18 protein-coding genes are annotated in these 24,658 nt (G+C 56.9%); 15 read left to right on the top strand and 3 right to left on the bottom strand.

The window, feature by feature from the left end; translation table 11 throughout:
• Positions 1–3: 3 nt before the first annotated feature.
• The 4 genes from VUN82_19550 (at position 4) to VUN82_19535 (ending at position 4,550) form a co-directional block, all read left to right on the top strand.
• Positions 4–1,053 carry a glycosyltransferase gene (locus VUN82_19550; GenBank protein ID XAS71258.1) on the top strand — a complete coding sequence of 350 codons (1,050 nt, stop codon included), beginning with the start codon at positions 4–6 and terminating at the stop codon, positions 1,051–1,053.
• Positions 1,053–2,285 carry an O-antigen ligase family protein gene (locus VUN82_19545; protein ID XAS71257.1) on the top strand — a complete coding sequence of 411 codons (1,233 nt, stop codon included), beginning with the start codon at positions 1,053–1,055 and terminating at the stop codon, positions 2,283–2,285. Before VUN82_19550 ends, VUN82_19545 begins: the two co-directional genes overlap by 1 nt.
• Before the next feature lie 14 nt (positions 2,286–2,299).
• On the top strand, positions 2,300–3,373 hold the full coding sequence (locus tag VUN82_19540; protein ID XAS71256.1) for a glycosyltransferase family 4 protein: 1,074 nt from the start codon (positions 2,300–2,302) through the stop codon (positions 3,371–3,373).
• A gap of 64 nt (positions 3,374–3,437) precedes the next feature.
• Positions 3,438–4,550: an acyltransferase gene (locus VUN82_19535; GenBank protein ID XAS71255.1), complete on the top strand. Its 1,113-nt coding sequence runs from the start codon at positions 3,438–3,440 to the stop codon at positions 4,548–4,550.
• A gap of 335 nt (positions 4,551–4,885) precedes the next feature.
• On the opposite strand, the gene VUN82_19530 is transcribed toward VUN82_19535, so the two are convergent.
• The gene (locus VUN82_19530; protein XAS71254.1) at positions 4,886–5,938 is read right to left on the bottom strand and encodes an LCP family protein; all 1,053 of its coding nucleotides are present in this window, start codon (positions 5,936–5,938) and stop codon (positions 4,886–4,888) included.
• Positions 5,939–6,130: 192 nt separating this feature from the next.
• Between VUN82_19530 and VUN82_19525 the strand changes: the two genes are divergently transcribed.
• Genes VUN82_19525 through VUN82_19515 form a run of 3 tightly spaced genes read left to right on the top strand, consistent with a single transcriptional unit; the run spans position 6,131 to position 10,894 of the window.
• Complete coding sequence (locus VUN82_19525; GenBank protein XAS71253.1) at positions 6,131–8,155, top strand: CDP-glycerol glycerophosphotransferase family protein; 2,025 nt, start codon at positions 6,131–6,133, stop codon at positions 8,153–8,155.
• A complete protein-coding gene (locus VUN82_19520) occupies positions 8,155–10,050 on the top strand; it encodes a hypothetical protein (GenBank protein ID XAS71252.1) in 1,896 nt (631 codons plus the stop codon). The genes VUN82_19525 and VUN82_19520 overlap by 1 nt, the downstream gene beginning before the upstream one ends.
• Positions 10,040–10,894, top strand: a complete 855-nt coding sequence (locus tag VUN82_19515) for an acyltransferase (protein ID XAS71251.1) — start codon at positions 10,040–10,042, stop codon at positions 10,892–10,894. Before VUN82_19520 ends, VUN82_19515 begins: the two co-directional genes overlap by 11 nt.
• Positions 10,895–10,933: 39 nt before the next feature.
• On the opposite strand, the gene VUN82_19510 is transcribed toward VUN82_19515, so the two are convergent.
• Entirely contained in the window at positions 10,934–11,989 is a 1,056-nt protein-coding gene (locus VUN82_19510; GenBank protein XAS71250.1) for an LCP family protein, read from the bottom strand.
• Between the two features lie 65 nt (positions 11,990–12,054).
• On the bottom strand, positions 12,055–13,794 hold the full coding sequence (locus VUN82_19505) for a DUF4434 domain-containing protein (protein XAS71249.1): 1,740 nt from the start codon (positions 13,792–13,794) through the stop codon (positions 12,055–12,057).
• 262 nt (positions 13,795–14,056) lie between these two features.
• On the opposite strand from VUN82_19505, the gene VUN82_19500 reads away from it, so the two are divergent.
• From VUN82_19500 to VUN82_19465, 8 genes are read left to right on the top strand one after another with little or no spacing between them, the layout of a single operon-like run.
• Positions 14,057–14,620, top strand: a complete 564-nt coding sequence (locus VUN82_19500) for a hypothetical protein (protein XAS71248.1) — start codon at positions 14,057–14,059, stop codon at positions 14,618–14,620.
• 3 nt (positions 14,621–14,623) lie between these two features.
• Entirely contained in the window at positions 14,624–15,895 is a 1,272-nt protein-coding gene (locus VUN82_19495; GenBank protein ID XAS71247.1) for a glycosyltransferase family 4 protein, read from the top strand.
• Entirely contained in the window at positions 15,892–17,622 is a 1,731-nt protein-coding gene (locus tag VUN82_19490) for a glycosyltransferase family 4 protein (protein XAS71246.1), read from the top strand. The genes VUN82_19495 and VUN82_19490 overlap by 4 nt, the downstream gene beginning before the upstream one ends.
• Positions 17,623–17,643: 21 nt before the next feature.
• Positions 17,644–18,531: an ABC transporter permease gene (locus VUN82_19485; GenBank protein XAS71245.1), complete on the top strand. Its 888-nt coding sequence runs from the start codon at positions 17,644–17,646 to the stop codon at positions 18,529–18,531.
• Positions 18,518–19,408 (top strand): ABC transporter ATP-binding protein, encoded by an 891-nt coding sequence (locus VUN82_19480; GenBank protein ID XAS71244.1) that lies wholly within the window; start codon positions 18,518–18,520, stop codon positions 19,406–19,408. The genes VUN82_19485 and VUN82_19480 overlap by 14 nt, the downstream gene beginning before the upstream one ends.
• A complete protein-coding gene (locus VUN82_19475) occupies positions 19,408–21,303 on the top strand; it encodes a glycosyltransferase (protein ID XAS71243.1) in 1,896 nt (631 codons plus the stop codon). Before VUN82_19480 ends, VUN82_19475 begins: the two co-directional genes overlap by 1 nt.
• A gap of 37 nt (positions 21,304–21,340) precedes the next feature.
• Positions 21,341–22,618, top strand: coding sequence for a UDP-N-acetyl-D-mannosamine dehydrogenase (gene wecC / locus VUN82_19470; protein XAS71242.1), 1,278 nt, complete (start codon positions 21,341–21,343; stop codon positions 22,616–22,618).
• Positions 22,608–24,611: a glycosyltransferase gene (locus tag VUN82_19465; GenBank protein ID XAS71241.1), complete on the top strand. Its 2,004-nt coding sequence runs from the start codon at positions 22,608–22,610 to the stop codon at positions 24,609–24,611. The genes wecC and VUN82_19465 overlap by 11 nt, the downstream gene beginning before the upstream one ends.
• Positions 24,612–24,658: the final 47 nt, after the last annotated feature.

Raw genomic sequence — 24,658 nt, 5'->3', positions numbered from 1 at the left:
ACTATGAAGCTCAAGGTTCTCTTTCTAAGCCACAGCGCGGATTCGGGCGTATTCAAAGTTGGAAGCCACCATCTGGCACGCGAGCTTTCTAAAATGTCTCTCTCAGTAGCGCATGTCTCAACTCCACACTCGATTGTTCATAAGGTACTCAGACGCCGACCGATGAAGCATTCTGGCTCTGGATTTTTTGACGAATTCGGCACCCTTCATGCCATCCCGAACGTTTTTCTTCCAGTTCAATTTTCCAGATCCGGAAGACAGATTGGTAAGCTAATAGACCGTATTGGCTTTGGCGATGCCGACTACGTCTTAGTAGATCAGCCGTTGATGTCAGGCTATCTAACTGATTGTGATATTCCTGGGAAGATTGTGTATCGGCCGACGGACACTTATTCGAACCGGGTTGCCGCTTTGAGGCAGAATGACGTTCTTCGGGTTTGTAGGGGTGTTGTGGCCACATCCGCGGCAGTACTCAACGACCTATCGATACCTGATCGTATTCCCAGCATGGTTTTGACTAACGGGGTTGAACTCGAGCGATTTACCGAGGGAGCATCTGAGCAACGACGAGGATTCGTATATGTCGGGGCAGTGGACTACAGGTTTGATTGGGACAGTGTCCTAGCGATAGCGAAAGCATTCCCTGGTGAGAACTTATCGCTGATCGGTCCAGTGTCTGTCAATGCACACTCTCTTCCTAGCAATGTGAGCCTTGTTGGAAGCGTCCCTTACGAAGAAATCCCCAAGTACATGAGTCGGGCTCGAGTCGGTCTTATTCCCCTCAACCAGAGTGATGTCAATCAGGGGAGAAGTCCAATGAAGTACTACGAGTACCTTGCCGCTGGTCTCACCGTGGTAGCAACTTCAACGGAGTCGCTACGCGAACGGCGTTCTCCTCAGACGCTCCTTTTCGATACGCCCAGGGAGGCCGTCGCTTCCAGTGAGGTTGCCCTGGAGATGCCTTCCCCTAACGCCGAGGGAATGACGGCGGCAGCAGCGCAAGATTGGGGCGGAAAAGCAGCGAGTCTCCTACAGTTTCTCAGGTCGCTTTAGTGGTCACCCTCAGACGACGATCACTGGAAGCTGGCCTTCTGCTTGCCTTCTTGGTTCTCTTGACCGCAAGATCAGTGATTCTTCCGGGTTGGGCATCACAACTGGCGCCATTGTTAGCCGTGGGACTAATGGTGGTTGGTGCATTGCCTCATGTTAATAGACTAGTCCTACCGCCGATTGGACTCGGCGTTGCGCTCCTCGTTGCGATCTACGTGACGTCAAGCGTTACTACTTCGGGGAACACAGACTACTTCTTCCGATCAGTTTCTGTTGGTTTTCTTTGGCTGGTTTCCGCCATAGTGGGCGCCAACCTTTATCCCAAGGAAAAGTCTCTATTTCTCACGGCAATATTACTGATTTGTCTCCTCGAATTAGTCTTTTCTTTTGCTGAAACGATATTGGGAATATCAGGTGTTCGAACCGTTATTTCTGCTGATCAAGCCGGGCAGTACATTGTACGCCCGAACACGATACTAGGCGAGTGGACAAATAGAGCTCAAGGATCGATTGGCTATCCAATTCCATTGGCTCACCTATTTTCCATTGGGATAGCAGTGGCGCTTTTTTCTCGACTTCGTATCAGGAGCATTTGGCGGATAGCTTCTTCACTCGGATTCCTCGTTGGTATCTTGCTCACCGGTACTCGTTCGGGGATTGCCGCCGCGGTGGCTGTCGTGGCTTTGGGTTTGATTGCTTCCCTTAGGGCAAGCTTTACCGTGTTCAAGCTTTTGGTTCTTGTTGTAGCAGCCCTCGGTGCTGTTTTAATGGCCGCCCTCTTTAGTTCTGAAGAGAAGTTCTCATCAGATGGTTCTTTTACCCATCGGGTGGGTGTCGTCAGTTCAGTCGGTGAGATACTCAAGCTTCCTCCACTCCAAATCTTCTTTGGATCAGGATTTAATTCTCATGAAAAGCTATTTACTGAAGGTTATTTTGGTACTCAGGGGACTTTCGCAGTTGACAACGCGTTCGTGACAATTCTCATTTATACGGGAATATTTGGCTTGCTGATATTTTTGGCCCTCATAGCTGGTTCGATCGGTCGTGGAGAACCCGTAATTGTGGCTGTTGTAGGCGCATTCCTAGCCTTCGGTCTGTCCTACGATTTTATCAATTGGCATCTTATGGGGTTCATGTTGTTCATATTTCTTGGTCTCTCAGTTGGCCGCATGAGTCCCGCATTCTCTCGTTTTGAGGAAAATAGGATAACTTTTCCATCGATTGGAACATCGTGAATAAGCTTAAGATTGTGGCAACGACCGGTTTTGAAGGCGGTGCTGAGAAATACATCGCGGTGTTGGCGGAAAAGATGAACGAGTCAGGCCGCGATGTTGAGTTGCTTGGGGACCTTCCAACTTGGCCTCAGTTTTTGCCGCGAACATCGCTTCATGCAGGGGCGAAATGGAACTTGAGAACATTACCGATTGGCTTCCTCCGCGCCTTCGCTGAACGAGCGAAACTTCGCCGACACCTCCTGAAATCGCAAGAAGTGGTCTTTAACTCTCACTTCAAGCGTGAGCAAATTGCCTATTCTAAGCTTCTTAGCAAGAGGGGACGAGTCGTTTGGACTGAACACGGTCGATTTCCCAGTGGAATGTTTGGCCGAGTTATCCGTCCCTTTTATCGCCATGCGTCCAAGCATGCTTCAGCGATAGTCTGCGTTTCCGATCTTGTAGCCCGGGACATCGCGCGATTTGTTTCTGATCCGCGTCGTGTTGTCGTTATTGATACGGCCATAGACCTGACACGGTACAGAGTTCCGACGGAGGAATATCGAAAAAAGATCCACGCGGCTCTGGGGTTGGACGACCGACCGGTTGTCGTTTACGTTGGCCGCCTGGAGCCGAGCAAGCGACCTGAGCTAGCAATTCTTGGCGGTCTTGCTGCGGGACTCCAAGTTCTGGTTGCCGGAACCGGTTCGCAAGACGCCTACCTTAGGGGCGCCTACGCGAAGAACAAAGATGTCCATTTCCTTGGTCATACAGATAATGTCGCCGAAGTATTTGCGGCGGGTAACGTTCATGTTTTTGCGTCAACGGGAGCCGGCGAAGGGTTTCCGACCGTTATCCTTGAAGCATCTGCTATGGGGTTACCGACCGTCGCAGCTGAAGAATCGGGATTTGGTTACGCAGTGGAGGCAGCTGGCGGGCGGACTTTTTCCGCGACCGTGGAATCGTTACACGCTGCCCTAGATGAGATTCTGGCAAGTCAGGATGGCACAGCAGCTCACGCAAGGGCCTGGGCAGAGACAAGGGATCACGCTGCCTGGACGGACCGATACCTCGATGTTTTGTTTGCAGAGAGCGATGTCCCTCAAGGCTAAACTAATTGAAATTGGTTCTTCTTTGACGAGGAGACGGTGGGGAGATTTGAGGGGGGACCCAGGGATGCAAAATCAGTCGGTAACTCGACTCCGGCTAAGTTCGCCGGAGCGACTTTATGGCCTTGACGTTATTAGAGGAATCGCGATATTGTTCGTTCTCCTTCGGCATGCGTGGCCAGAGATATTTGGCGGTGCTGGTGTTGTGGGCGTCGTTATGTTTTTCGCCCTTAGTGGTTATTTGATCACCGGTCTCCTTGCTCGCGATATAGAGATCTTTGGAAAGGTTCGTTTCAGGCGTTTTTACGTTCATCGTTTCCTGAGACTCATCCCTCCGCTGGTTGCACTTTTGGCGGGGTTTGCGCTGATTGAAGGTTTTTGGAACTTACTGGGCGACCGTGATGAAATTGCGCGTTCCGTCCTTGTCGCCATGACGTACACGATGAATATTCCCGGGTTTGATCATGGGAGTGCTGCCTTAGAGCATTTATGGACACTGGCAACAGAAGAGCAATTTTACCTAATATGGCCCCTTGCGCTGTTACTAGCGTTTAGGATGAAGCGACCAACACTATTGACGGTATTATGCTTTGTTCTTCTTACAGTTTTATGCGCCGCTTCTATTGTTATGGTCTACCCACAGGTCACCAAGATTTATAGTCTTCCGACGTCTTGGTTTACTGCCATGCTAATTGGCGCTCTTGCCTGTCTGGAGAAGCATAGGCTGTCTCGTGTCTTGTGTCGTGAAGGGTGGCAGAGGATTGCGCTTCCCGGACTTGCTCTTACATCTTTGACTGCCATTTGTCTGTTCCCGGAAGTCAAAGATTGGGTTGCGACCTATTTGATTCTTGGCCCTTTTATTGCGGTAGCGACTGTGGTGGCTATTTTTGAGTTTGCTCGATGGCGTTCTAGCCGTGTTCCGGCGCTTATGAAACCTCTTTGGGGGTTGGGTCTTGTTTCCTATGCTGCATATCTCTGGAATTACCCCATAGCCGCGTGGGTCGGCGAGCGGCCCCTCGATGCATTCCAAGGCTCGGCGTCGATAGTGCTTACAGTCGTTGCCGCGATTGTGAGCTGGTTCGCTGTGGAAAGACCTATCGCGAAGCTACGAAAGCGCGTTGATGCAAAGCGGAGCCAGGTGACATCGGAGGAGGTCGCCGCTCAAACTGTCGCTTCTTAGAGACTCTCCTATAGCCTGTACAGGTTCCGATAGATGCTAGCCAGCTTCGGACCCTGCGCGCGAGCCGGTATGTTGTGTGCATTGGATTTTATCGACCAATGTATTCTTTTGCCCTTTTGGTCCATTTGGCTTAATAAAAGTGGTAATGTGCTTCGTGCTCGCTTGGCATTCGTCGCAGAAGGCCGTGTGGACTTTTCTCATCATGCCTAAATTGTATTGCAGGCGAAGTTTCCGTCGTGTAAATACTGGAACTGTGTTGGAGTGGTCGTGTGTCTCGAATCTCTGTAGCTTGAAACGCTCGGAAAAGCTTTTTCATGGTGAACAAATCGGCTACTTCAGATACCCAGTGTCTTGGCAGTGACGTAGGCAGCCAATTCGTCATTCCCGATGGCCGCACCGATCTCCGAAATCGCCGCCATGTCTGCAACCACGATCGACTGCCCGTCCGGCGATGTGCCCACGCCGAGGTTGGGCAGGGTGAACATGACGGTGTCGCTCTCGCGGAGGTCCTTGAACTGGAACGCGAGGCTCCCGATCGTGGCGGCGTCGAAGTCTTTGTCCACGCTCACGAACGGCGAAATGGCTGACACCATGTTGTTGATCGTCACCGGGTTCAGCAGGGTTTCCTTGGAGATCGTCTTGCTGATGACCGCTTTGACGAAGAGCTGCTGATTCTTGACGCGGGTGTAGTCGTTGTCCGGGAAAGACTTGCGCTCACGAACGAAGGCCAACGCCTCGGTTCCATTTAAGGTTTGCTTGCCGGCATTGAATGTGTGCCCCGGGAGCGTGCTGGGAGAGAATGGGGTTTTGACGTTGACCTTAACGCCGCCAAGAGCGTCGGTCAATCCCTTGAAACCTTCGAAGTCCACCCTTGCCACGTGGTCGATGCGCTGCTGGAAAAGCGACTCAACAGTTTGGACTGTCAGGGCGACTCCGCCGTAGGCCATGGCTGCGTTGATCTTGGCCTCACCCTTACCCGGGATGGTCACCCAGGTATCGCGCATGATGGAAATCGCGAACACGTTCTTCCGGTCAGCAGGAATATGGACCAGCATCAGCGTGTCTGTGCGCTGGTCAGTCGCTGCGGTGTCCGCCGTATCCAGGTCCCCGTCGGGGTTTTTGTCCTTGCCCATTACCAGGATATTCATTGCCCCGGTTGCGGTCTTCGGCGGTCGGGTGGACTCATCCGGGAACGCTGATTCGATCTTGGTGGTCCCGGCATTGAAGGTTTGGGCCAGATTGAAAATATAGGCGCCGCCAATAAGGCCGGCCACCAGCACCGCCGCCGCGAAGCCGAGAAGCACATTCCGTACGGTCTTCCGGGGAGGCTTCCCGGCACGACGTGGTCGCTCTGTCGCAATCATTTCTTGGTCAACGGGGAGCGTCATGTGTTCCTTGGATTGGATGGCAACTGATAGCTGGGGATCTTTTCCACGATAGACCACGGTCTATGCAAGATCAGAAATGCAATTTTCCGCAACACGATCCGGTCTGAGTCCGCACTGTGTATCTGAACTACAAGTAGGCATAAGGGATCTGCGCCCGCGTGATCTCGTTGCCGTCGATTCCCGAGGACTCACATGCCCGACTCAATTCCCCTGGTCACCATCGTCCTCGAGGCTCCCGGAGGTGTTGACCGGGAGTCTGTGATGTACCGGAGACTCATCGCTGCAAGGCTTCGGTATGAAGCGCAGTTCTCCATACTCCAGGTAGACGAACCGCTCACCACGGAGGAAATCACACGGCTTAGCGAAACCGTCGAAACCAAATACGTGGTGTTCATGAGGACGTCGCATCAGCTTGCCCCCACCTACATGACCACGATGCTGGAGTACTTACGTCCGCGGACGGTCTATCTGGCTGAGCCGGTCTTGTACACAGGCGTAATCGCCAAGAACGTGGCTGCGACCAAAATTGACGACGCTTATCGCTACGCCCGGGATACGGACGTATTCGGTGTTGTTTTCAACACCAGTCGGTTGAGGGATGCGTTGGAAGCAATTGGCGACGTCGACCGCTCAGCCCTGTATCTCAGTTACCGTCTGTACTGGTCTATCGGAACGGTAAAGCCTCTCACCACTGGCTTCTCAGTCGCATCTGATACCAAATCCGCCATTGGCCTGCAAATAGCGCAAGACGTCACTCGGCTGGTCCCACTGATCCCAGCGGCTTCGAAGGAAGTCCGTCTTCACCTGGTGCGGTACGTAGCGTTGTTCCTTCGCGGCATGCGGGCTGGAAAGGTGACACAGGTTGCCTTGGCTAATCTCCGGGACGTCGTCCGGACGTATCGTCTCGTCGAGATGCTTCGCTTCGTTGAACCGCTGCAGCCGGTGGAGGCGTCCTGGATTCGCTGGCTGTCTGACGAGAAGTCCGATACCCACCTCTACAAGCAGTTGAGCGACAGTGATTCATATCTGTCTTTCAGGGAAGGCCAGCCCACGGACGGGTCTCAGCCGCCCCTCTACGAATTGCAGTTCGGCGGGGACACCGTGGTCATCGAGAAGTCGTATCGGCCGCGAGATCTACGGCCTGGCTATTCACGGGCTGCCAGTTACGACTTCTACAGCCGGGCCATTACTCCCTCCTCAACCATGATTTTCTTTGATAGGCCCCTACAGGCAGACGACAATGCTGAGCACCTGTATGAATATTTCATGGTGAACCACGAGGAGTTCACGGAGGCGTACTTTGCCTTGAACCCAAAATCGCCGGACTGGGAACGGCTGCAAGCAAAGGGCTTCAAACTGATCCCGATCTTCACTACCGAGTTCTACGAGAAGTTCCTCATCTCGGACCTGGTGGTTTCGTCCCAGATTTACAACATCAGATACCGGGGCAAGTCCTTCGCGAACTCCCGCTTTGTGTATTTGCAACACGGCATCCAGTTGAACGACATGACTGACTGGATCCTCTCCAAATACTTCGATGTGTTCGTGGCCACCGGTCAACTCGAAGCCGACTATCTGGGCAAGCTTGCTCCCGTCGAAACCTTGAACTCCGGGCTGCCCCGCTTCGAGACCTTGACCAGAACGGCGCACGAGCCACAGCATTTGCTGTTCATGCCAACGTGGCGTTTCAACCTGCACCAAGTGTCCAGCGAACAGTTCGCCCAGTCGGAGTACTTCCGGGCAATCGACGCCGTCCTCGCGGATCCAGAGCTGCTGGCGTTCCTTGAAGAAACTGGCCGGACTCTCCACGTAAAACTCCATCCAAACGTGGAAAAGAGAGCCGGCCAATTCAGGTTCTCCAAGAACGTTGTCAGGACCGATTTGAGTTATCGCGAAGCCATTGCCTCGGCTGAGATGGTCTTCACGGACTACAGTTCGGCCGTGCTTGATGCCGCTTTCATCGGCTCGCCAATTGCCTATTACCACTGGGACGCAGCGGACTTCTTCCATGAGCAACCCTACGAAGGCCGAGTGGACTACCGCGACGATGGCTTGGGCCCGGTCTTTGAGGAGCATGCAGATCTGATCAACCACATTGTCCATGAGCACTATCTCCGGCCCCATGAATTGTTCAGTGCCCGTCGCGAACGCTTCTTCCAGGGAGTGGACCCCCAAAGAATCAATGCCAAAATCGTTGAGAGGATGCTGAGTCTCTAATGAGGAAGATCCGAGCCATTAAACGCACCATCACGGGCATCGCTGTAGATGCCGCCTACTCCGAGGCCGGCACCAGCTTCGCCCGCAAACTGATGGCATCCCCAGCCAACGCACCAGCACGGCGATTCATCAAGGCAAAGGGCCTGGAAGGCAGCGTTCGCAGGTTGGCGTCCGAAAACCTGCCGCAGGGAACCTACTTTGCAAAACTGACTATTGCAAAGTGGCAAGTGCATAAGGGCAGGGGATTCAGGCTGCTCCAGGACGGCGAAGTGGTCTATGGGAACAAGATAGAACCCCCAGCTCGCGGCTTCCCGCTTGAATATCGCAACATCATCGTCACGTCGAAGGACCCGAAGCGGTTTACCTTGGACATTGACGCACCGTATGAGCTGAAGATTGGACGCGGTGCTTTCACTACTCCGCAGCAGCTGAAGTACGATCACCAGTACGGCGTGGAGCAGCACGGGGACACCTACTATTCCCTGCGGGGAAATACCACCAATCCCAAGAAGCTCTTCATAACTTTCCCGGGCTTCGGGCCATCAACCTCACGGATTTCGTATGCCGTCAGTTATCTCAAGGCGGTTACCGATGCCGACCTGAAGGACACCCTTATGGTGTGTTTTCAGGACCGCTACCTTGCCGCAGGCTCGTACATGATGGTGGACAACGCGGGCAGGCCCCTCTACGACCGGGTTTCGGAGGCCATCGAGGAACTGCGGACGCGCTTCGGTATCGACCCAGCACAGATGCTGTTCTTCGGAGCTTCCAAAGGCGGCAGCATAGCCATCCACTATGCAAAGGACTTCCCGGCCGCCCAGCTCCTGCTAGCTGTGCCCCAAATGAATTTGCCGTATTACTTCAACAAGCCGTTCTTTCGAGACAACCTGTTCCGCAATCGTGCACTCCACGACGTGCAGCAGCCAGAGGACAGCCTGCGCGAATACTTCGCCGAGGGACGAAGAATCGACTACTTCTACACGAACTCCGATGAACTCAGCAACCACTCACTCATCGAGCTCGTCCAAGACGTTCCGAACCTCACGAAATACCGAATCAATGGTGTCCACTCTGACGTGGCACGGGCGGCTTTGCCAGCTATGTTAGGCATTATCCGCGGGTTCCTGAGCGGTCTGCAGCATCGGGAGATGGGTGCCGATGAAGTACGTTCTTTCCCCCAAGAGAACGGCATTCAAGTGCAGGTTCGGGTTGATTCTGCCGGCTCTAGGATTGCCCGCGCCAACTGGTTCATTGAAGGTTGGCTGGGCCAGACCAGATTCCTGCAGTCGATGTCCGAACATTCCTACGACTTCCTGAAGTTCACTTCGGAAAAGCAACAGCTCTATCCGGCCTACGATCCAATCCAGCATCTGTCTGCGGTTGTTGCTATCGAAGCCAATGGAACGCAGTGGAGTGGCACTCTACCTGGGCCTGTGATTCCGGGTTCCACGCATGAAGTGCAGTACTCAATGAGCGCAGCTGCGCTTAGCCTCCACGCGAAGGATCCACAGAGCTATGTGGTGCTGGACGGTGACCGTTTCGCTCGCTTTCGGTATCGCAGCTATGCCGCAGATATCGAGGGCGACACGATGGAGGTCCACTTCGTGAGCGATGCGGAAATCGAGGTGTCTGGGCTGACGCTTGAGCGAGGCCCACATAAGGCATCGCAAGTTGCCGTGGTGGAGCCGCTGGACGGCTGGGCCATGGCGGACCTGCTTGCCTTGAGATTAGTCATCGCCGCTAAAGCCGAACATCTGTTGATCGTGATTCATCGGTCGGACTCTCCTGACGAGGCGGGGGAGATCTTTGGAGCAGTGGACTGGAAAGCCTCCAGTGTTGTTGCCATGGTGGATGAGGCGTCAGCCTTGAATGAGGTGCCAGTACATGTCGGATAACGCCGCTGGGACCGGCTCCGGAAGACTGGGGCAAACTCAAGTTATTCGCTCTTTCGCGGACATCTCCACCATCACGGACAACGTTGTTCACTGGAATCAGACATCCGAATCAGAGTTTCTCCGTTCCTCGGTGGAGTTTGCCGGAAAGGGAAATGTTCTGTTCGTGGAGGACGGCGTCAAGTTGCGCAATACACGGCTGCGGTTCATGGGAAACGATTCGGTAATTCATTTGCGCAAGTCGCTTAGGTTCCTGCAATTGGTGGCAAGCGTGTTTGAAGATTCTGTGCTCTATTTGGGCCCGGGAGCGTCGTTCACTGCCGAGGCACGCTTCCTGCCGACAGAACGCAAACATGTCATCATCGGCAGCGATGCCATGTTTTCATCACGCGTGGTATTTCGAACAGCGGACCCGCATCTGATCTATTCGACGAGCACCCACCAGCGAATCAATCCCAGCGCTTCCATATGGGTTGGTGATCACGTGTGGCTCGGCGAGGACACGTTGCTGCTCAAAGGGGCGAAGGTAGGTTCGGGCAGCATCTTGGCGGCACGCGCTGTCGTAACCAAGGACGTCCCGTCCAACTCCACGGCAGCCGGTGTGCCGGCCCGCATCGTCGGCAAGGGCATCTTCTGGACGCGCCCTTCCGTGCATGCTTACACGCTGGCACAGACTGAGCGAAGCTCGGTCCATGCAAAGGACCATTTCGTTTACACGAGTGACCAGAATGTGCTGAACATGGCAGAACTGGAGGGCCAGTTGGACTTGGCGTCCTCAGGGCTTGAACGAGCAGCATGGTGCCACAAGCTGGATCAAATGACGTGGAAGAACAGGTTCTTCATCTGACCCGCATGCTTACCGGCAATTGCTGCCGGGATGGAAGGCCTAGCTCCCCAAACCCTTGGCGGTGACATAAGCGGCCAGGTTGTCCTGTCCAATGGCCGTGGCAATCTCCGAAATGGCGGCATTGTCTGCCAACACGATTGACTGTCCGTCAGTGGAGGTGCCGACGCCAAGGTTGGGCAGCGTGAACATGACGGTGTCCTTCTCGCGAAGGTCCTTGAACTGCAATGCCAGGCCACCGATCGTGGCGGCATCAAAGTCCTTGTCCACACTGATGTAAGGGGAGATCGCGTCCACCATGTTGTTGACCTTGACAGGGTTGGTGAGGGTGTCCCGGGAGATCGTTTTACTTATGACGGCCTTCAGGAAGAGCTGCTGGTTCTTGACTCGTGTGTAGTCAGAATCAGGGAAGGACTTGCGCTCACGGACGAAAGCCAGCGCCTTCTCGCCGTCGAGCAGGTTCTTACCGGCCTGGAACGTAACTTTGCCCTTGAGCACGCTGGGCGTGAAGCCCTGCTTGATGTTGACTTCCACGCCACCCAAGGCGTCAGTAAGTCCCTTGAAGCCCTCGAAGTCCACCATCGCGACGTGGTCGATGCGCTGTTTAAAGAGCGACTCCACAGTCTGGACAGTCAAAGCAACCCCGCCGTCGGCCATTGCGGCGTTGATTTTCGCCTCGCCATGCCCAGGAATGTTCACCCAGGTGTCACGCATGATCGAAACGGCAAAGACGTTCTTCCGGTCCGCCGGGATGTGGACCCAGATCAGAGTGTCGGTTCGCTGGTCCGTTGGGGCGGAGTCATCCGTGTCCACCGACCTGTCTGCGTTCTTGTCCTTGCCCATGACAAGGATGTTCATGGCACCCGTGACGTTCTTGGTGGGTCGTGTCGCCTCGTCCGGGAATGCGTTCTCGATCTTGGTGGTCCCGGAGTTGAAGGTCTGGGCCAGGTTAAAGATGTACAGACCACAGACCAAGCCGATGATCACCACTGCTGCCGCGAAGCCGAGAAGGACGTTTCGAGCTGTCTTTTTGGAGCTCTTCTGACGTCGCGGACGGGAGTCTGTCGCAACGGCTTCGGTATCAATGGGGTGCGTCATGTATTCCTAGAGTTGGCAGCAGCAGAGTCGATTCTAACAAATGGACAAACGCGCCCGGTCCCGGGCTAGCCTTTGGAGCCCCGGGAAGACTGTGCTGTGTAGATGCGTTGCGAATAGAAATCGTCGTTTTCCGCACCCCATTGGTTGGTGACATTGACGGTGTAGTAGCGGCCGGCGGCCAGAGTAGTTTTACCAACGTTCACGACGATCATTTCCAGTTCAGGGTTCATACCGCTCTGGACTCCGTAGGCCGTATTTGTGCTGGTGGGCTTCACGGTTTTCACGAGGCGTTGTCCGCCTTTGGTGGTCCACTTCACCTGGGCATTGCCACCTGCAAGATTGAAGCCCGTTATCCGCACTTGGCCGGTGGTTGCGTCAAAAGTCGCGTCGGTAATAATTGGCGTTGCGATTCCGGACTCCACCTGGGCCTTCAGGGGAACGCCCGTACCAACGCAGGTGTAATACGAATCCCACATGAAGGAAATGATCTTCTGCGCGTTGGATAGCTGTTGCAGCTGCCGGTCTATCCTCGCTTTGGAGCTTTGCCCGCGGAGACTGTCACCACAACGGTTGGAGGCTGTGGCCGGAGCCATGCCCTCCAAGTTTGCCCACAGGACGGCGCCTGTTCCGGAAATGCCCGCAGCGGCCGCCAGGAAATAGTCCCGAATAGGTGCCACGTATTTGCTGCTCCACGAGCCCTTGCCCACGATGCTCTCCGCATACCGGTCAACTGCCGAGTTCGCTTCGTTCGACTGAAACGCTCCACCCTTGCCGGTTCCCATGCCGTCTTGGATGGCAATGTTCAGGACCAGTCCGCTGGCCGTCTGGGCAATTCTTCGGATCCCGTTTCGAGCCTCTGTAAGGCTGATACTGAAAGCGCTGACCCGCGCGTCGAGGTAGGGACTAATGATTGCGCCACGAGTGGGAAAGATTCGATGGATGGCCTGGTTCTGCATCCGGTACAGATCCAGAATGGGATCGAAAGTGTGGCCATCTGTGACGGGCATCTCTGTGCTGTGATAGAAGCCAGCCAGGCCCTTCACGTCATTTGCCGCAGCCTGATATTGAAGGAAGCGCTCCGTGACGAGCGCAAGGGTCCCCTGGTAGGAAACGTCGGGGAGGTAGGGCGTATCCGTTCTCTTCACGGGAAGGGGCAAGCCGGCATAGAACTTCATGCCCAATTTCGTGGCCGCCAAAGCCAGGGAAGCTGCTGGATCCATGCCGCCCGCAGTGCCACCGCCGGCAACCACCACGTCATACTTCCCGTTCGTAGACGTGCAGCCGCTGCCTTGGGCTGGGAGGACCAACACAACGAATGCCTTGCCTTGGCTGGTGATCCTGCGGTCCTTGGGGCACTTCAGAGCTTGGCTGCTCCATACGCTTCCGTCGGAGTACGTGAAATAGCGGTTGACCTCCAGAGTTCCCGCAGCAGCCTGGGCGCAGTTCACTCCATCGATGACACACTCCTTGGGGAGCGTGGCCAAGGTAGCTGGCGCGAGAGGCGTTCCAAAAGTGATGACGGTGTCAGCGCCTGCTGCCTTAATTTCGCTGAGCTTCTGCAGGTTCCGGGAACTGCTCGGAGTGGCGTAGACGAAATAGCCACCAATTGGGTAGCTTGCCGGTTTCGGAGCCTTAACGGCCGAAGTTTTCTTCGGAGCTGCTGGGGGCTGTGGATCCTGAATCGGCCGCTCCGCCTCCATGCTGGGGCTGGGCGCAACCAAAGCGGTCCCTCCGACTCCGGCTATGAGCACAAGCGCCGCGAGGAGGACTTTGATGCGTGGACGGCTTCCGCGAATGAGCGTCATGAATTCCTTGGGGTCGGCATCAGCAGACGATCCTACGGAATCAAATGACTGTTATCCATACGCTAGACTAAATCGGGCTGCCCTCCTTGCTGTTGGCGGCCGCGCCTACCCTCCTTCAGGTGGACGCACTGGAACGGACGCCCTTGGCGTTTTGTACGACATATTAACGGGGGGAAAGTTGGGCACCGGAATTAGACGTGTTCAAGCCGCACTTGTGGTCATCATGCTGGCTATTCTCGGGTTTTTTGGTATCCAGCCGGCCATGGCCACCACGGTAACCAACCCCGGCACAGACACGGAACAGCCGGCGGACCCATCGCCCACGCCTGAGCCTACGGTCCCGGTCATCATCCCGCCCGTCATTCAGCCGTCCTCGCCTCCCGCCACTCTGGAACCTATTCCTACGGAACCTGCCCAGCCCTCCGAAGAGCCAGCTCCCGCACCCGTGGTGCCGCCCGTCGTCGAGCCCGTCGCTCCGCCCGCGGAAGTGCCTGCTGTGACTCCGCCTGCTACGTCTCCCACTCCTGCTGTCCCCACTGATGTTGCTGTCGAGAACTTCTTTGTAGAGCCCGAGGTTCCCGCCGAGACCGCCACGGCCACCGCCGAGCCGACGCCTACGCCCACACCCACTCCTACGAAAACCGCAGCCCCGCCAGTTGTCAGCGCAGACATCACCGGACCCTTGAAGGTGGCCCTGGCCCCTGTCGCGGAGAACAACCCCCTTGTCCAGGGCCTGACGGTCTTGGTGTTGCTGCTGCTGGGCCTTGCGTACTTCCGTGCCTTGCGCTCAAAGGGGATCCGCGGACCCCGCCTCAACGGCAAGTAGTCCATGGATACCTCCCTCCCCAGGGACGCGGCTGCCGTAAATCCTGCATTGCCGTTGCGTCTAATGCTTCTCACCCACTCATATTGGCCGGAGCACAGCCCGCCGCAGCGCCGTTGGCTGTCTCTGACCCGGGAATTCCGGAAGGCAGGCTGGGACGTCGACGTCGTTGCTCCCGTCGCGCACTATCCCAACGGCAAGCGGGATCTGCCCCGGCGAAAGGCCGGATTCGCTTTTGCCCACCAGGAAGGCCCCCACGGCGAAACCATCAGGCGCGTGCCGTACCTCCGGCATCTCGGCACGTCGCCACTGGCACGCTTCGTTGACCAACTCTTCTCCGCCGTGATGTCCGTTCCCATAGGTTTGGGCGGCAAGAAACCAGACGCAATTGTCGCCACAGCTCCGAGCCTTCCGACGCTGGCTACTGGATACGTGCTTTCCCGACTTCGCAGGGTGCCGTTCATCGTCGAGATGCGGGATGCCTGGCCGGACCTGGCCCGCGACGCCCGAATCGTGCAAGGCAGTGTCAAAAGCCTGGTAGAGCGTGTGGTCGAGTTCGTTCAGCAGCGAGCGGACCTGGTTGTCACGGTCACCGACGGCTTTGCCGAGACGCTGCGGGACCGCGGCATCAAGAACGTCGTGACCGTGAGTAACGGCCTTGATTTGAACTCCATGCCTTTCCTTGAGCCACCTGCCTTAGAACGCGACGTCTTTCAAGCCGTGTACCTCGGAAATCATGGCAAAAGCCAGCGCCTGGACATCCTCATCCGGGCAAGCGCGCTGCTGGGCGAGGGATTCCACCTGACATTGGTGGGTCACGGCACCAGCCGGCCGCAACTGGTGAAGTTAGCCCGCGAGCTCAACGCGCCCGTGACCTTCTTCCCTTCATTGCAAGGTCAGGCCGTTATGGACAAGTACCGCGAGGCTGATACATGCATCGTGTCCCTCCGTGATGACTGGAAATCGTTCGAGACAACCGTCCCTTCCAAGACCTACGAGGTTCTGGCCATCGGCAGGCACGTCACGGCAGTGGTTCGGGGTGAAGCGGAACGCATCATCGTTGAAGCAGGGGGAGGCGACGTCGTCGCTGCGAACGCAGAAGCAGTGGCGCAGCTGTGGCGGGAGCTTTCCGAGGACCGAAGCCGGCTTGCCTCAGGCACCAGCGGACGCGACTGGGTCCGCGACAACGCCGATTACGCCCAACTGGCCCTGCGATACATGGACTCAATTACCTCCTTGGTCAATCCGGAGTCAACCGATGCCCGGGGGACTGCGTGATCCAACTCCTCAAGAACATTGCCCTGACAGCGGGAACCGTGTCAGAGCACCTCACTGAGTCGCCCTTTGTCTTGTTCCTCCAGGTCCTTCGCCGGTTGCCGTCCAGGATCGTTAGGCCGCTGGCTCGCTTCGTGGCAAAGCTTGCGCCCAATTCTGCCCGTCCCCTCTTCCTGCTGGCCAGCCACGCCGCGGGGGACACCGCCGGGCTTACCCGTCGGTTTGAACATGGCGTCCGTGCCGGTCTTGAAGGCGACCGCGCCCGCAAGGCGGCAGAAGTAGCCATCGCTGCCGGGCAGCCAGCGTGGGCGGATGTTTTCCTGCCCCTCGCCGCAGGGGCGACCCGGACTCCGGCGACCCTCGCCAGACGCAAGTGGTACGACGGCGACATGAGCGGCGCCGTCGTCGTCCTCGCTGGCGAGCGGGGCGGCATGGCAAAACAGCGGCAGCGGCTTGAGTCCGAAGTCCGCGTCTTCCAAGGGTGGCGTCCATCGCTGACGGCATCCGCAGTGAAAGCGCAACCGCGCAGGGTCCTGCATCTGCTGACGAACTCTGTGCCGCATACCGGCAGCGGCTACGCCCGGCGCAGCCATTCCATCCTGACAGCCCAACAGGACGCCGGTTGGGAAGCAATGGCCGTAACGCGGCTGGGTTACCCCGTGCAGATCGGCGCGGTGACAGCGCGGCAGCATGACGTTGTTGACGGCGTGCGCTACGAACGTCTCCTGCCGGCGCGCATGAAGCCGTCCATGGATGGCCGCTTACAGCAGCAGGCCGAAGGCATTTTGACCCTCGCGCGTGACTTCAGGCCGTCGATCCTTCATACCACCACGCACTTCGTCAATGGCCTGGTTGCCCGGGAAGTCGCAAACGCCCTGGATGTCCCGTGGGCCTACGAAGTCCGGGGGCAACTGGCTGACACGTGGGCGTCAACCCGTGGCGAGGAAGCTCGCGGGAGCGAACGGTACAAGTTGTTTACCGAACGGGAAGCCGACGTCATGCAGAGCGCGGACCTGGTGGTGACGCTGGGCGAGTCCATGAAACACAACATCGTGGCCATGGGCGTTCCGGACAATAAAATCCTTATCTGCCCGAATGCCGTGGGCGGCGCGTACCTGGAAGAACCGCTCGATCACAGTGAGGCGCGGCTGGCTCTAGGGCTGGACCCGAACGGGCTTTACATCGGGACAGTAAGCAGCCTTGTCGACTACGAAGGCCTTGACGATCTGGTCACAGCATTTGCGCTGCTTGCGCCACGACTGCCACAGTTGAAGCTGGTTTTGGTCGGGGACGGCACCGCCGCGCCCGCGCTTCAGGACCAAGTCCGGCGCTTGGGACTATCGGAACGGACCATCTTCACGGGGCGTGTTCCTCCGGAGCAGGCTCGCCTTCACCACTTGGCGCTGGATATTTTTGTGGTTCCACGCAAGGACCTGGCTGTTACCCGGGCCGTGACGCCGCTCAAACCTGTGGAGGCCTTGGCTTGCGGCCGGCCCGTGGTGGCCAGCAACCTGGCCGCCTTGCGGGAGATAGTGCACGACGGCGTAAACGGCAGAGTGGCGAACGCTGAAGATCCCGGGGGACTGGCTGAGGTGTTGTACGAATTGCTTGATGATGAAGGTTTACGGAAGCGGCTTGGCGCCGCTGGCAGGCAAGAAGTATTGGCCACGAGGACGTGGCAGGCAAATGCCCAGGCATACATCCGGGCTTATGAAAATTTGGGCGTCTAACAACGTAAGGAGGGTCAGCTGATGTCGGCGAAAAAAGCACTACTGCCCGAGCCAGCACTGGTACAACCACTGGCTGTGGACATGCGCCGCCTAACGCGCGTTGGTGCGCGCCCGGGCTTTCTGGACTATCTGGTTCAGCTCTGGGACTTCCGTGAGTTCATTTTTTATGACGCCCGCGCGAGGGTGCAGAGTGGCACGCGACGAGACCGCTTGGGCAGTGCATGGTTGCTGCTCAACCCGATCTTCAATGGGCTGACGTACTACGTTATTTTCGGCATTCTGCTCCAGACCAGCGGCGGCATTGAGAATTACGTTGGTTACCTGGTGATTGGAATCTTCATATTCCAAGGCACATCGGGCGCTATTACGAGCGGTGCCCGGTCCATCCACAGCAATAAGTCCGTGGTCCAGGCTTTCAACTTTCCGCGGGCGACTTTGCCGATCGGCATGAACATCCGGGAAATGATGTCCAATGTGCCGCTGATCCTCGCGATGCTTCTGATCATTACCCTGATCCCGCCGGTCGAGAAGATCACGTGGCTGTGGCTGCTGATCATCCCGGCACTTTTGCTTCAGTCAGTCTTCAATCTTGGCGTTGGACTGATCCTGGCGCGCATCATTTCGCGCGTCCACGATGCCACCCACCTGTTGCCGTTCTTCATGCGCGCCTGGATGTACGGCTCCGCAATCTTCTACTCCTACGAGAAGTTTGTGAAGCACCCGGACATTCTGGCGGTTCTGCGAATGAACCCGTTGTTCAACGTCATCGATATCCTTCGCAATTGCATCCTTTACGCCCAAGCGCCCACGTGGCAGTCCTGGGCCACGCTGGCCGTCTGGGCATTAGGTGCACTTCTCGTGGGTATGGTCTTCTTCTGGCAAGGGGAGGAGTCCTATGGTCGCGGATGAGCAAGTCGTGGATGTTGAAGGCCATCCGTGTGTGGTGGTTGACCGTGCAGCGATGGAATACCGCGTGGTCACTACGGACTCGGAAGCAGTGGCGCAGGAACGTCGGGATACAAGGTTCTTGAGCCGTCTTGGCCGTCGACCAAACACCGTGACGGTACGTGCGCTTTACGAACTGTCCTTGGTGGTGGAACGCGGCGAGTCCGTGGGAATCATCGGCCGCAACGGCTCCGGCAAGAGCACGCTGATGAAGCTCATCAGCGGTCAAATGCGCCCCACATCCGGAGCGATTTTCGCTTCGAGTACACCGATCATGCTCGGTGTGAATGCTGCGCTGATGCCTGACTTGTCCGGCCATCAGAACGTAGTCCTTGGTTGCCTCGCCATGGGCATGAGCCGGCAGGAAGTCGAGGCCAAGTTCCATAGCATCGTTGAACTCTGCGGGCTGGAGGATTCCATTTACCTGCCCATGAAGTCATATTCATCGGGCATGGCCTCCCGGCTCCGTTTCGCGATCGCCGCGAGCATCGACCCGGAGATTCTTTTGGTGGACGAAGCGCTGAACACTGGTGACGCCCAGTTTGGTGACCGAAGCAAACGGCGCATGGACCAACTCCGCGAACAGGCCGGCTGTGTCTTCCTGGTCAGTCACTCCCTGGACACCATCACCAAGATGTGCAGCCGAGTCCTCTGGCTGGACAAGGGACACCTGATCATGGATGGCGATCCTGAAGAAACTGTTCGCGCCTACCAGGACTTCACCGGTAATTTGGCCAAGGGAAACAACATCACGGCTGCACGTGTCCGCGATGAAGCGCGCGCCAATCTACAAATGACTGAAGTACTGACTCGTAGCAAGATGCGCAGGAGCAGGGCGTAATGCGCTACGTATCGGATGTGCGTACGGCAGCGTGGCATTTTCGCCAAGGAGGGCTGACCCAGCTGCGAGAGTGGTATCGCCGGCAAAGGACCGCTACAGCGAGCTCTGTTCGCAGTGCTCGGGCCAGCATGCTCCGTGCCAAGGACGGACGCTCTTTGTCCTTCGACACCTTTGACTACCCGGCCATCCCTCCCCGCCGCAGCGATCTCACAGCTGCTGTCATCCTCGACGATTTTTCTGCTCGTTCGTTTTCTTACGAGTGGAACGTCCTTTTCCTCGAGAAGGACAATTGGCTCCAACAACTGCAAGAGCAGCGCGTGGACTTCTTGTTTGTCGAGTCCGCATGGAACGGCAACTCCGGCTCGTGGCAATACCAGCTCACAGGCAGCAACGGGCCGCGACAAGAGTTCCTTGATCTGCTGAAGTGGTGTCGCACCCAGGGTGTTCCTACCGTCTTCTGGAATAAGGAAGACCCTCCGCACTTTGAGGACTTTCTTCCCGCGGCGCGCGAGTTCGACGCCGTCTTCACGTCGGATGAGAACAAGCTTCCGGACTATCGTGCAGCCCTTGGCCACGACCGGATCGGGGTCCTTCCGTTCGCAGCCCAGCCTGCTATCCATAATCCGGTAAGGCCCGCAAATGGCAGGCATTCGCGGGATGTGGCTTTCGCAGGCATGTACTTTGCGCACAAATATCCAGAACGCCGGGAACAACTGCAGATTCTTTTGGACGGCGCAATCACGGGTTCGTCCACATTCAAGAACGGTCTTGAGATCTTCTCCCGTCAGTTGGGCGGAGATCCCGAATATCAGTTCCCTGCACCCTATGACGCGCATGTAGTAGGTTCGCTCACCTATGACCAGATGCTCACCGCGTACAAGGCGTACAAGGTCTTCTTGAACGTCAACTCCGTGGTGGATTCACCGAGCATGTGTGCGCGTCGGATCTTTGAGATCACGGCCTCCGGAACACCGGTAGTAACGACGCCCAGCCCTGCACTGCCGCGTTTTTTCCCCGACAACGAAATCCACAGCGTTGCCGATGCGGAGCAGGCGGCGGACGTCGTCAAGGCACTGATACGCAGCCCCGAACTCAATGATCGTGCTGTGCACTTGGCCCAGCGACGTATCTGGGCTGAGCACACATACGCCCACAGGGCTGAGGAAGTTGTACGGCTGGTGCTGCCGGCCCGTCAAAAGCCCGTTCAGCCGGAAACCGTCACTGCCTTGGTTTCCACTATTCGCCCACACCAACTGGAGCACATCTTCAAGACAGTCGGCTCCCAGCGGGGAGTAGACGTTGAGCTCGTGTTGCTGACGCACGGATTCAAGCCCAGTTCTTCCACCATTCGGAGGCTTCGCCAGAAGTACAACGTGACTCAATTGACGTTGCTGGAAGAGCCGGAATCGTCGAGTCTGGGAGCCTGCCTCAACAGGTGTGTTGCCGAATCCACTGGTGCGGTGCTCACCAAGATGGATGACGACGACTATTACGGTCCTGACTACTTACGGGACCAAGTTAACGCACTGCAGTACTCGGGGGCGGAGGTAGTGGGCAAGCTCGCGCACTTCATGTTCATTTCGAGCAGGAACGCTGCCCTTTACCGTTTTGGACACATGGAGCACAGGTTCAGCCACATGGTCATGGGACCCACCATTATGGCAAAACGCTCAGTCTTTGAAGAGCATCCATTCGAGGACAGAAGCCGCGGCGAAGACACCGCCTTCCTGAACGCAGTGACCCAATCAGGCGGAAAGATCTATTCCTCGGACCGATACAACTACTACCAACTCAGGAGCGGATCGGGACACACCTGGAACGCCTCCGACGACGAACTCCTCGCCTCAGGAGAAGTCCGGTTCTGGGGCAATCCAACCGAACACGTCACGCTTTAGCTCAGACTCAAGATTTTAAACAAAAAAGGGGAACATTTTGAACACCATTAAACGAGTAGCAGTCATCGGCCTTGGATACATAGGCCTACCAACCGCAGCCATCCTGGCCACGAACGGCATCGAAGTCATCGGCGTCGACGTCAACCAGCGTACGGTGGATGCCGTGAACGCCGGCCAGGTTCCGTTCGTTGAACCGGACCTCGGAGTCCATGTTTCCGGTGCCGTAAGCCAGGGCCACCTGAGCGCGAGTACTTCCACTCCCCAGGCTGACGCGTACATCGTTGCCGTCCCCACACCCTTCAAGGAAGACCGCTCCGCCGACTTGAGCTACATCGAAGCCGCGGCCCGGGCGATTGCGCCGCAGCTGCAGGGCGGTGAACTCCTCATCCTGGAATCCACTTCCCCTCCCGGCGCGACCGAGCACATGGCCCAGTACATCCTGAACCTCCGGCCGGACCTTAGCCTTGATGGTTCAGATTCGAAGCCTGCCATCCTCGTGGCCCACTGCCCGGAGCGTGTCCTTCCGGGACGCGTCATGATCGAACTCGTCACCAATGACAGGATTGTTGGCGGCATCACTGCCGAGGCCGCCGAGAAGGCGAAGGACCTCTACGCAGTGTTCTGCCAGGGTGAAATCCTGACCACGGACGCCGTCACGGCCGAGATGGCCAAGCTGGTGGAGAACTCCTACCGCGACGTCAACATTGCCTTCGCCAACGAGCTTTCCGTCATCAGCGACAAACTGGGAATTGACGTTTGGGAACTGATCCGCCTGGCCAACCACCACCCCCGCGTTAACATCCTGCAGCCGGGCCCCGGCGTGGGTGGCCACTGCATCGCTGTGGACCCCTGGTTCATTGTTGCAGCAGCCCCCGAGGAATCCCGCCTGATCCGTACTGCACGTGAAGTCAACGATGCCAAGCCGGAATGGGTTTTCGAGAAGGTCGTTTCAGCTTTGGAGACGCTGCCCTCCACGGCAGAGGTTTCAGTCCTGGGACTTGCATTCAAGGCCAACATCGACGACCTCCGCGAATCACCCGCCATCGAGATCGCAGCGCACCTCGCCGAGGCCCTGCAGGACCGCCGCATTAACGTTGCTGAACCGCACGTGGAAGAACTCCCCAAGCAGCTGGCTAACCGCAGCAATGTTGAGCTTGTTTCAATCGAAGATTCCATCCAGCGCTCGGATGTAGTGGTCGTTCTGGTTGATCACGACGACGTCAAGGCCGTGGCCCCTGAGCTGCTGTCCGGCAAGATTGTCATTGACACGCGCGGTGCGCTGAACCTTGACCAGGAGATCGTGAATGCTGTCTGAGCGGACACCATCCACGCACGGAGACCAGACACCCGCAGCACTTACGCGCCTTCGCCGTAGGATCACTGAAGGGCAAATCTCGGGCGATGCCGCTGCCAGTATTGAAGCTGCGGTGCAAGAAGTCGAGTGGCTGCTTCAAGACGCTACTCGCTGGCAAGGCCGTCTGACCACCGAACCCTCGGCTCCACGCGTAGCTGCGGTTTCAGAGAAGAAGCCTGCCTCGGCCAAGAAGCAAGCTCCGGCCATCGCGAAGCCGGAAGCGTTTGATCGAGCGAAGTTTCCGGCGATGCAGGCGCTTGCGGCAAACGATCGAGTTGCAGACATTACGGTAGCTTCGATTCTGGACCCCTTTTCCCAGACCGCATTTTCCTTTGAGTGGAACAACATTGCGGTCGAGCCAAAAACGTGGAAGGCCGAACTCGAAGAGACCAGACCGGACCTTCTGTTCGTTGAATCAGCGTGGCAAGGAAACAACAGCGCCTGGTTGTACCAGCTGACAGGCAGCCTCGCGCCGCGTGCTGAGATCAGTGAGCTCGTTGCTTGGTGCAAGGAGCAGGGCATACCAACGGTCTTCTGGAACAAAGAAGATCCTCCCCACTTTGATGACTTCCTCAAAAGCGCCAAGCTCTTTGATGTTGTTTTCACGTCGGACGTCAACTGCGTACCAAAGTATGTTGAGGCCCTTGGCCATGACCGCATCCATGTGCTGCCGTTCGCTGCTCAGCCCCGAATGCACAACCCGGCACGGCCTCACAAGATCAATCGGGATCGGGCGATAGCCTTCGGTGGTATGTACTTCCGGCACAAATATCCGGAGCGTCGGCAGCAGATGGATTACCTGCTGCCTGCTGCACAGCAGTTTGGATTGGACATTTTTTCGCGCCAGCTGGGTAATGACGCCAACTACCAGTTTCCTGAACCGTTTGAAAAGAACGTGGTGGGGTCCCTTCCTTACGAGGAAATGGTGACGGCCTACCACGCTTACAAAGTGTTCCTCAACGTGAACTCCGTGGTTGATTCGCCGAGCATGTGCGCCCGCCGGATCTTCGAAATTACTGCCTGCGGTGCCTCAGTGGTCAGTCCTCCGAGTCCCGCCATTGAGCGGTTCTTCCCTGATAAGTCGATCCTGACAGCGGCTGACGAGAAGGAGACCCACGCGCATTTGAGGGCTCTGATGCGCAGCGAGTCGTATCGGCAGCGGCTCGTTCACCGTGCGCAGCGCGAGATCTGGAAGAACCACACGTACGCCTCGCGGGTTGATCAGATCCTGGAGAGTGTCAACCTGCCGGTTCCAGCCCGGGACCGATCTGTGTCCATCATGGCGCCCACATACAGGCCTCACGCCATCGATTCAATTCTGGAAAATGCGGCACGCCAAGTGGATCTGGAAAAAGAGCTGGTCATCCTGACCCACGGCTTTGACGTCAATGCCAGCGAGGTGAAGGCCAAGGCCTCGGATTTGGGCTTGGACAATGTCAGTATCATCTCCGCCGCTAAGAAGGTCACTTTGGGAGAGTGCCTTAACCTCTTGGTAGATGCTGCCGAAGGCGACATTCTTACCAAGATGGATGACGACGACTTCTACGGGGAAAACTATCTCCCTGACCTTGTGCATGCCCTGAACTTCTCTCAGGCAGACCTGGTGGGCAAAGCCGCGACGTACTTCTACTTCGAGAGCAAGGACGCCACGATCCTGTCTTATGGAGCCCATGAGCACAGGTACACGGACTTTGTTCGCGGTGCTACCCTCACAGCGCCGGCCGAGGTATTTCGTGAGCACCGCTTTGAAGCACTCGGCCGCTCTGAGGACTCAACCTTCCTCAAGAGCGTCAAGAGTGCTGGCGGCCGGATCTATGCTGCAGACCGCTTCAACTATTTTGTGCGTCGCTCAGCAGACGTCAGCAGCCACACTTGGCAGGTTGCCGATGACGAACTATTTGCTACGGGCGACGCCGAGGTCTTCGGCGATCCCATTGCCCACGTTTCGGTTTAGGGGAGCGCACAATGAATCTCGGAACGTTTAAAAGGCTTCTTCGCCGA

This window comes from Micrococcaceae bacterium Sec5.1 (assembly GCA_039636795.1).
In the GTDB taxonomy this organism is placed as follows: Bacteria; Actinomycetota; Actinomycetes; order Actinomycetales; family Micrococcaceae; genus Arthrobacter.
This window is presented reverse-complemented; position numbering and strand designations above follow the sequence as displayed.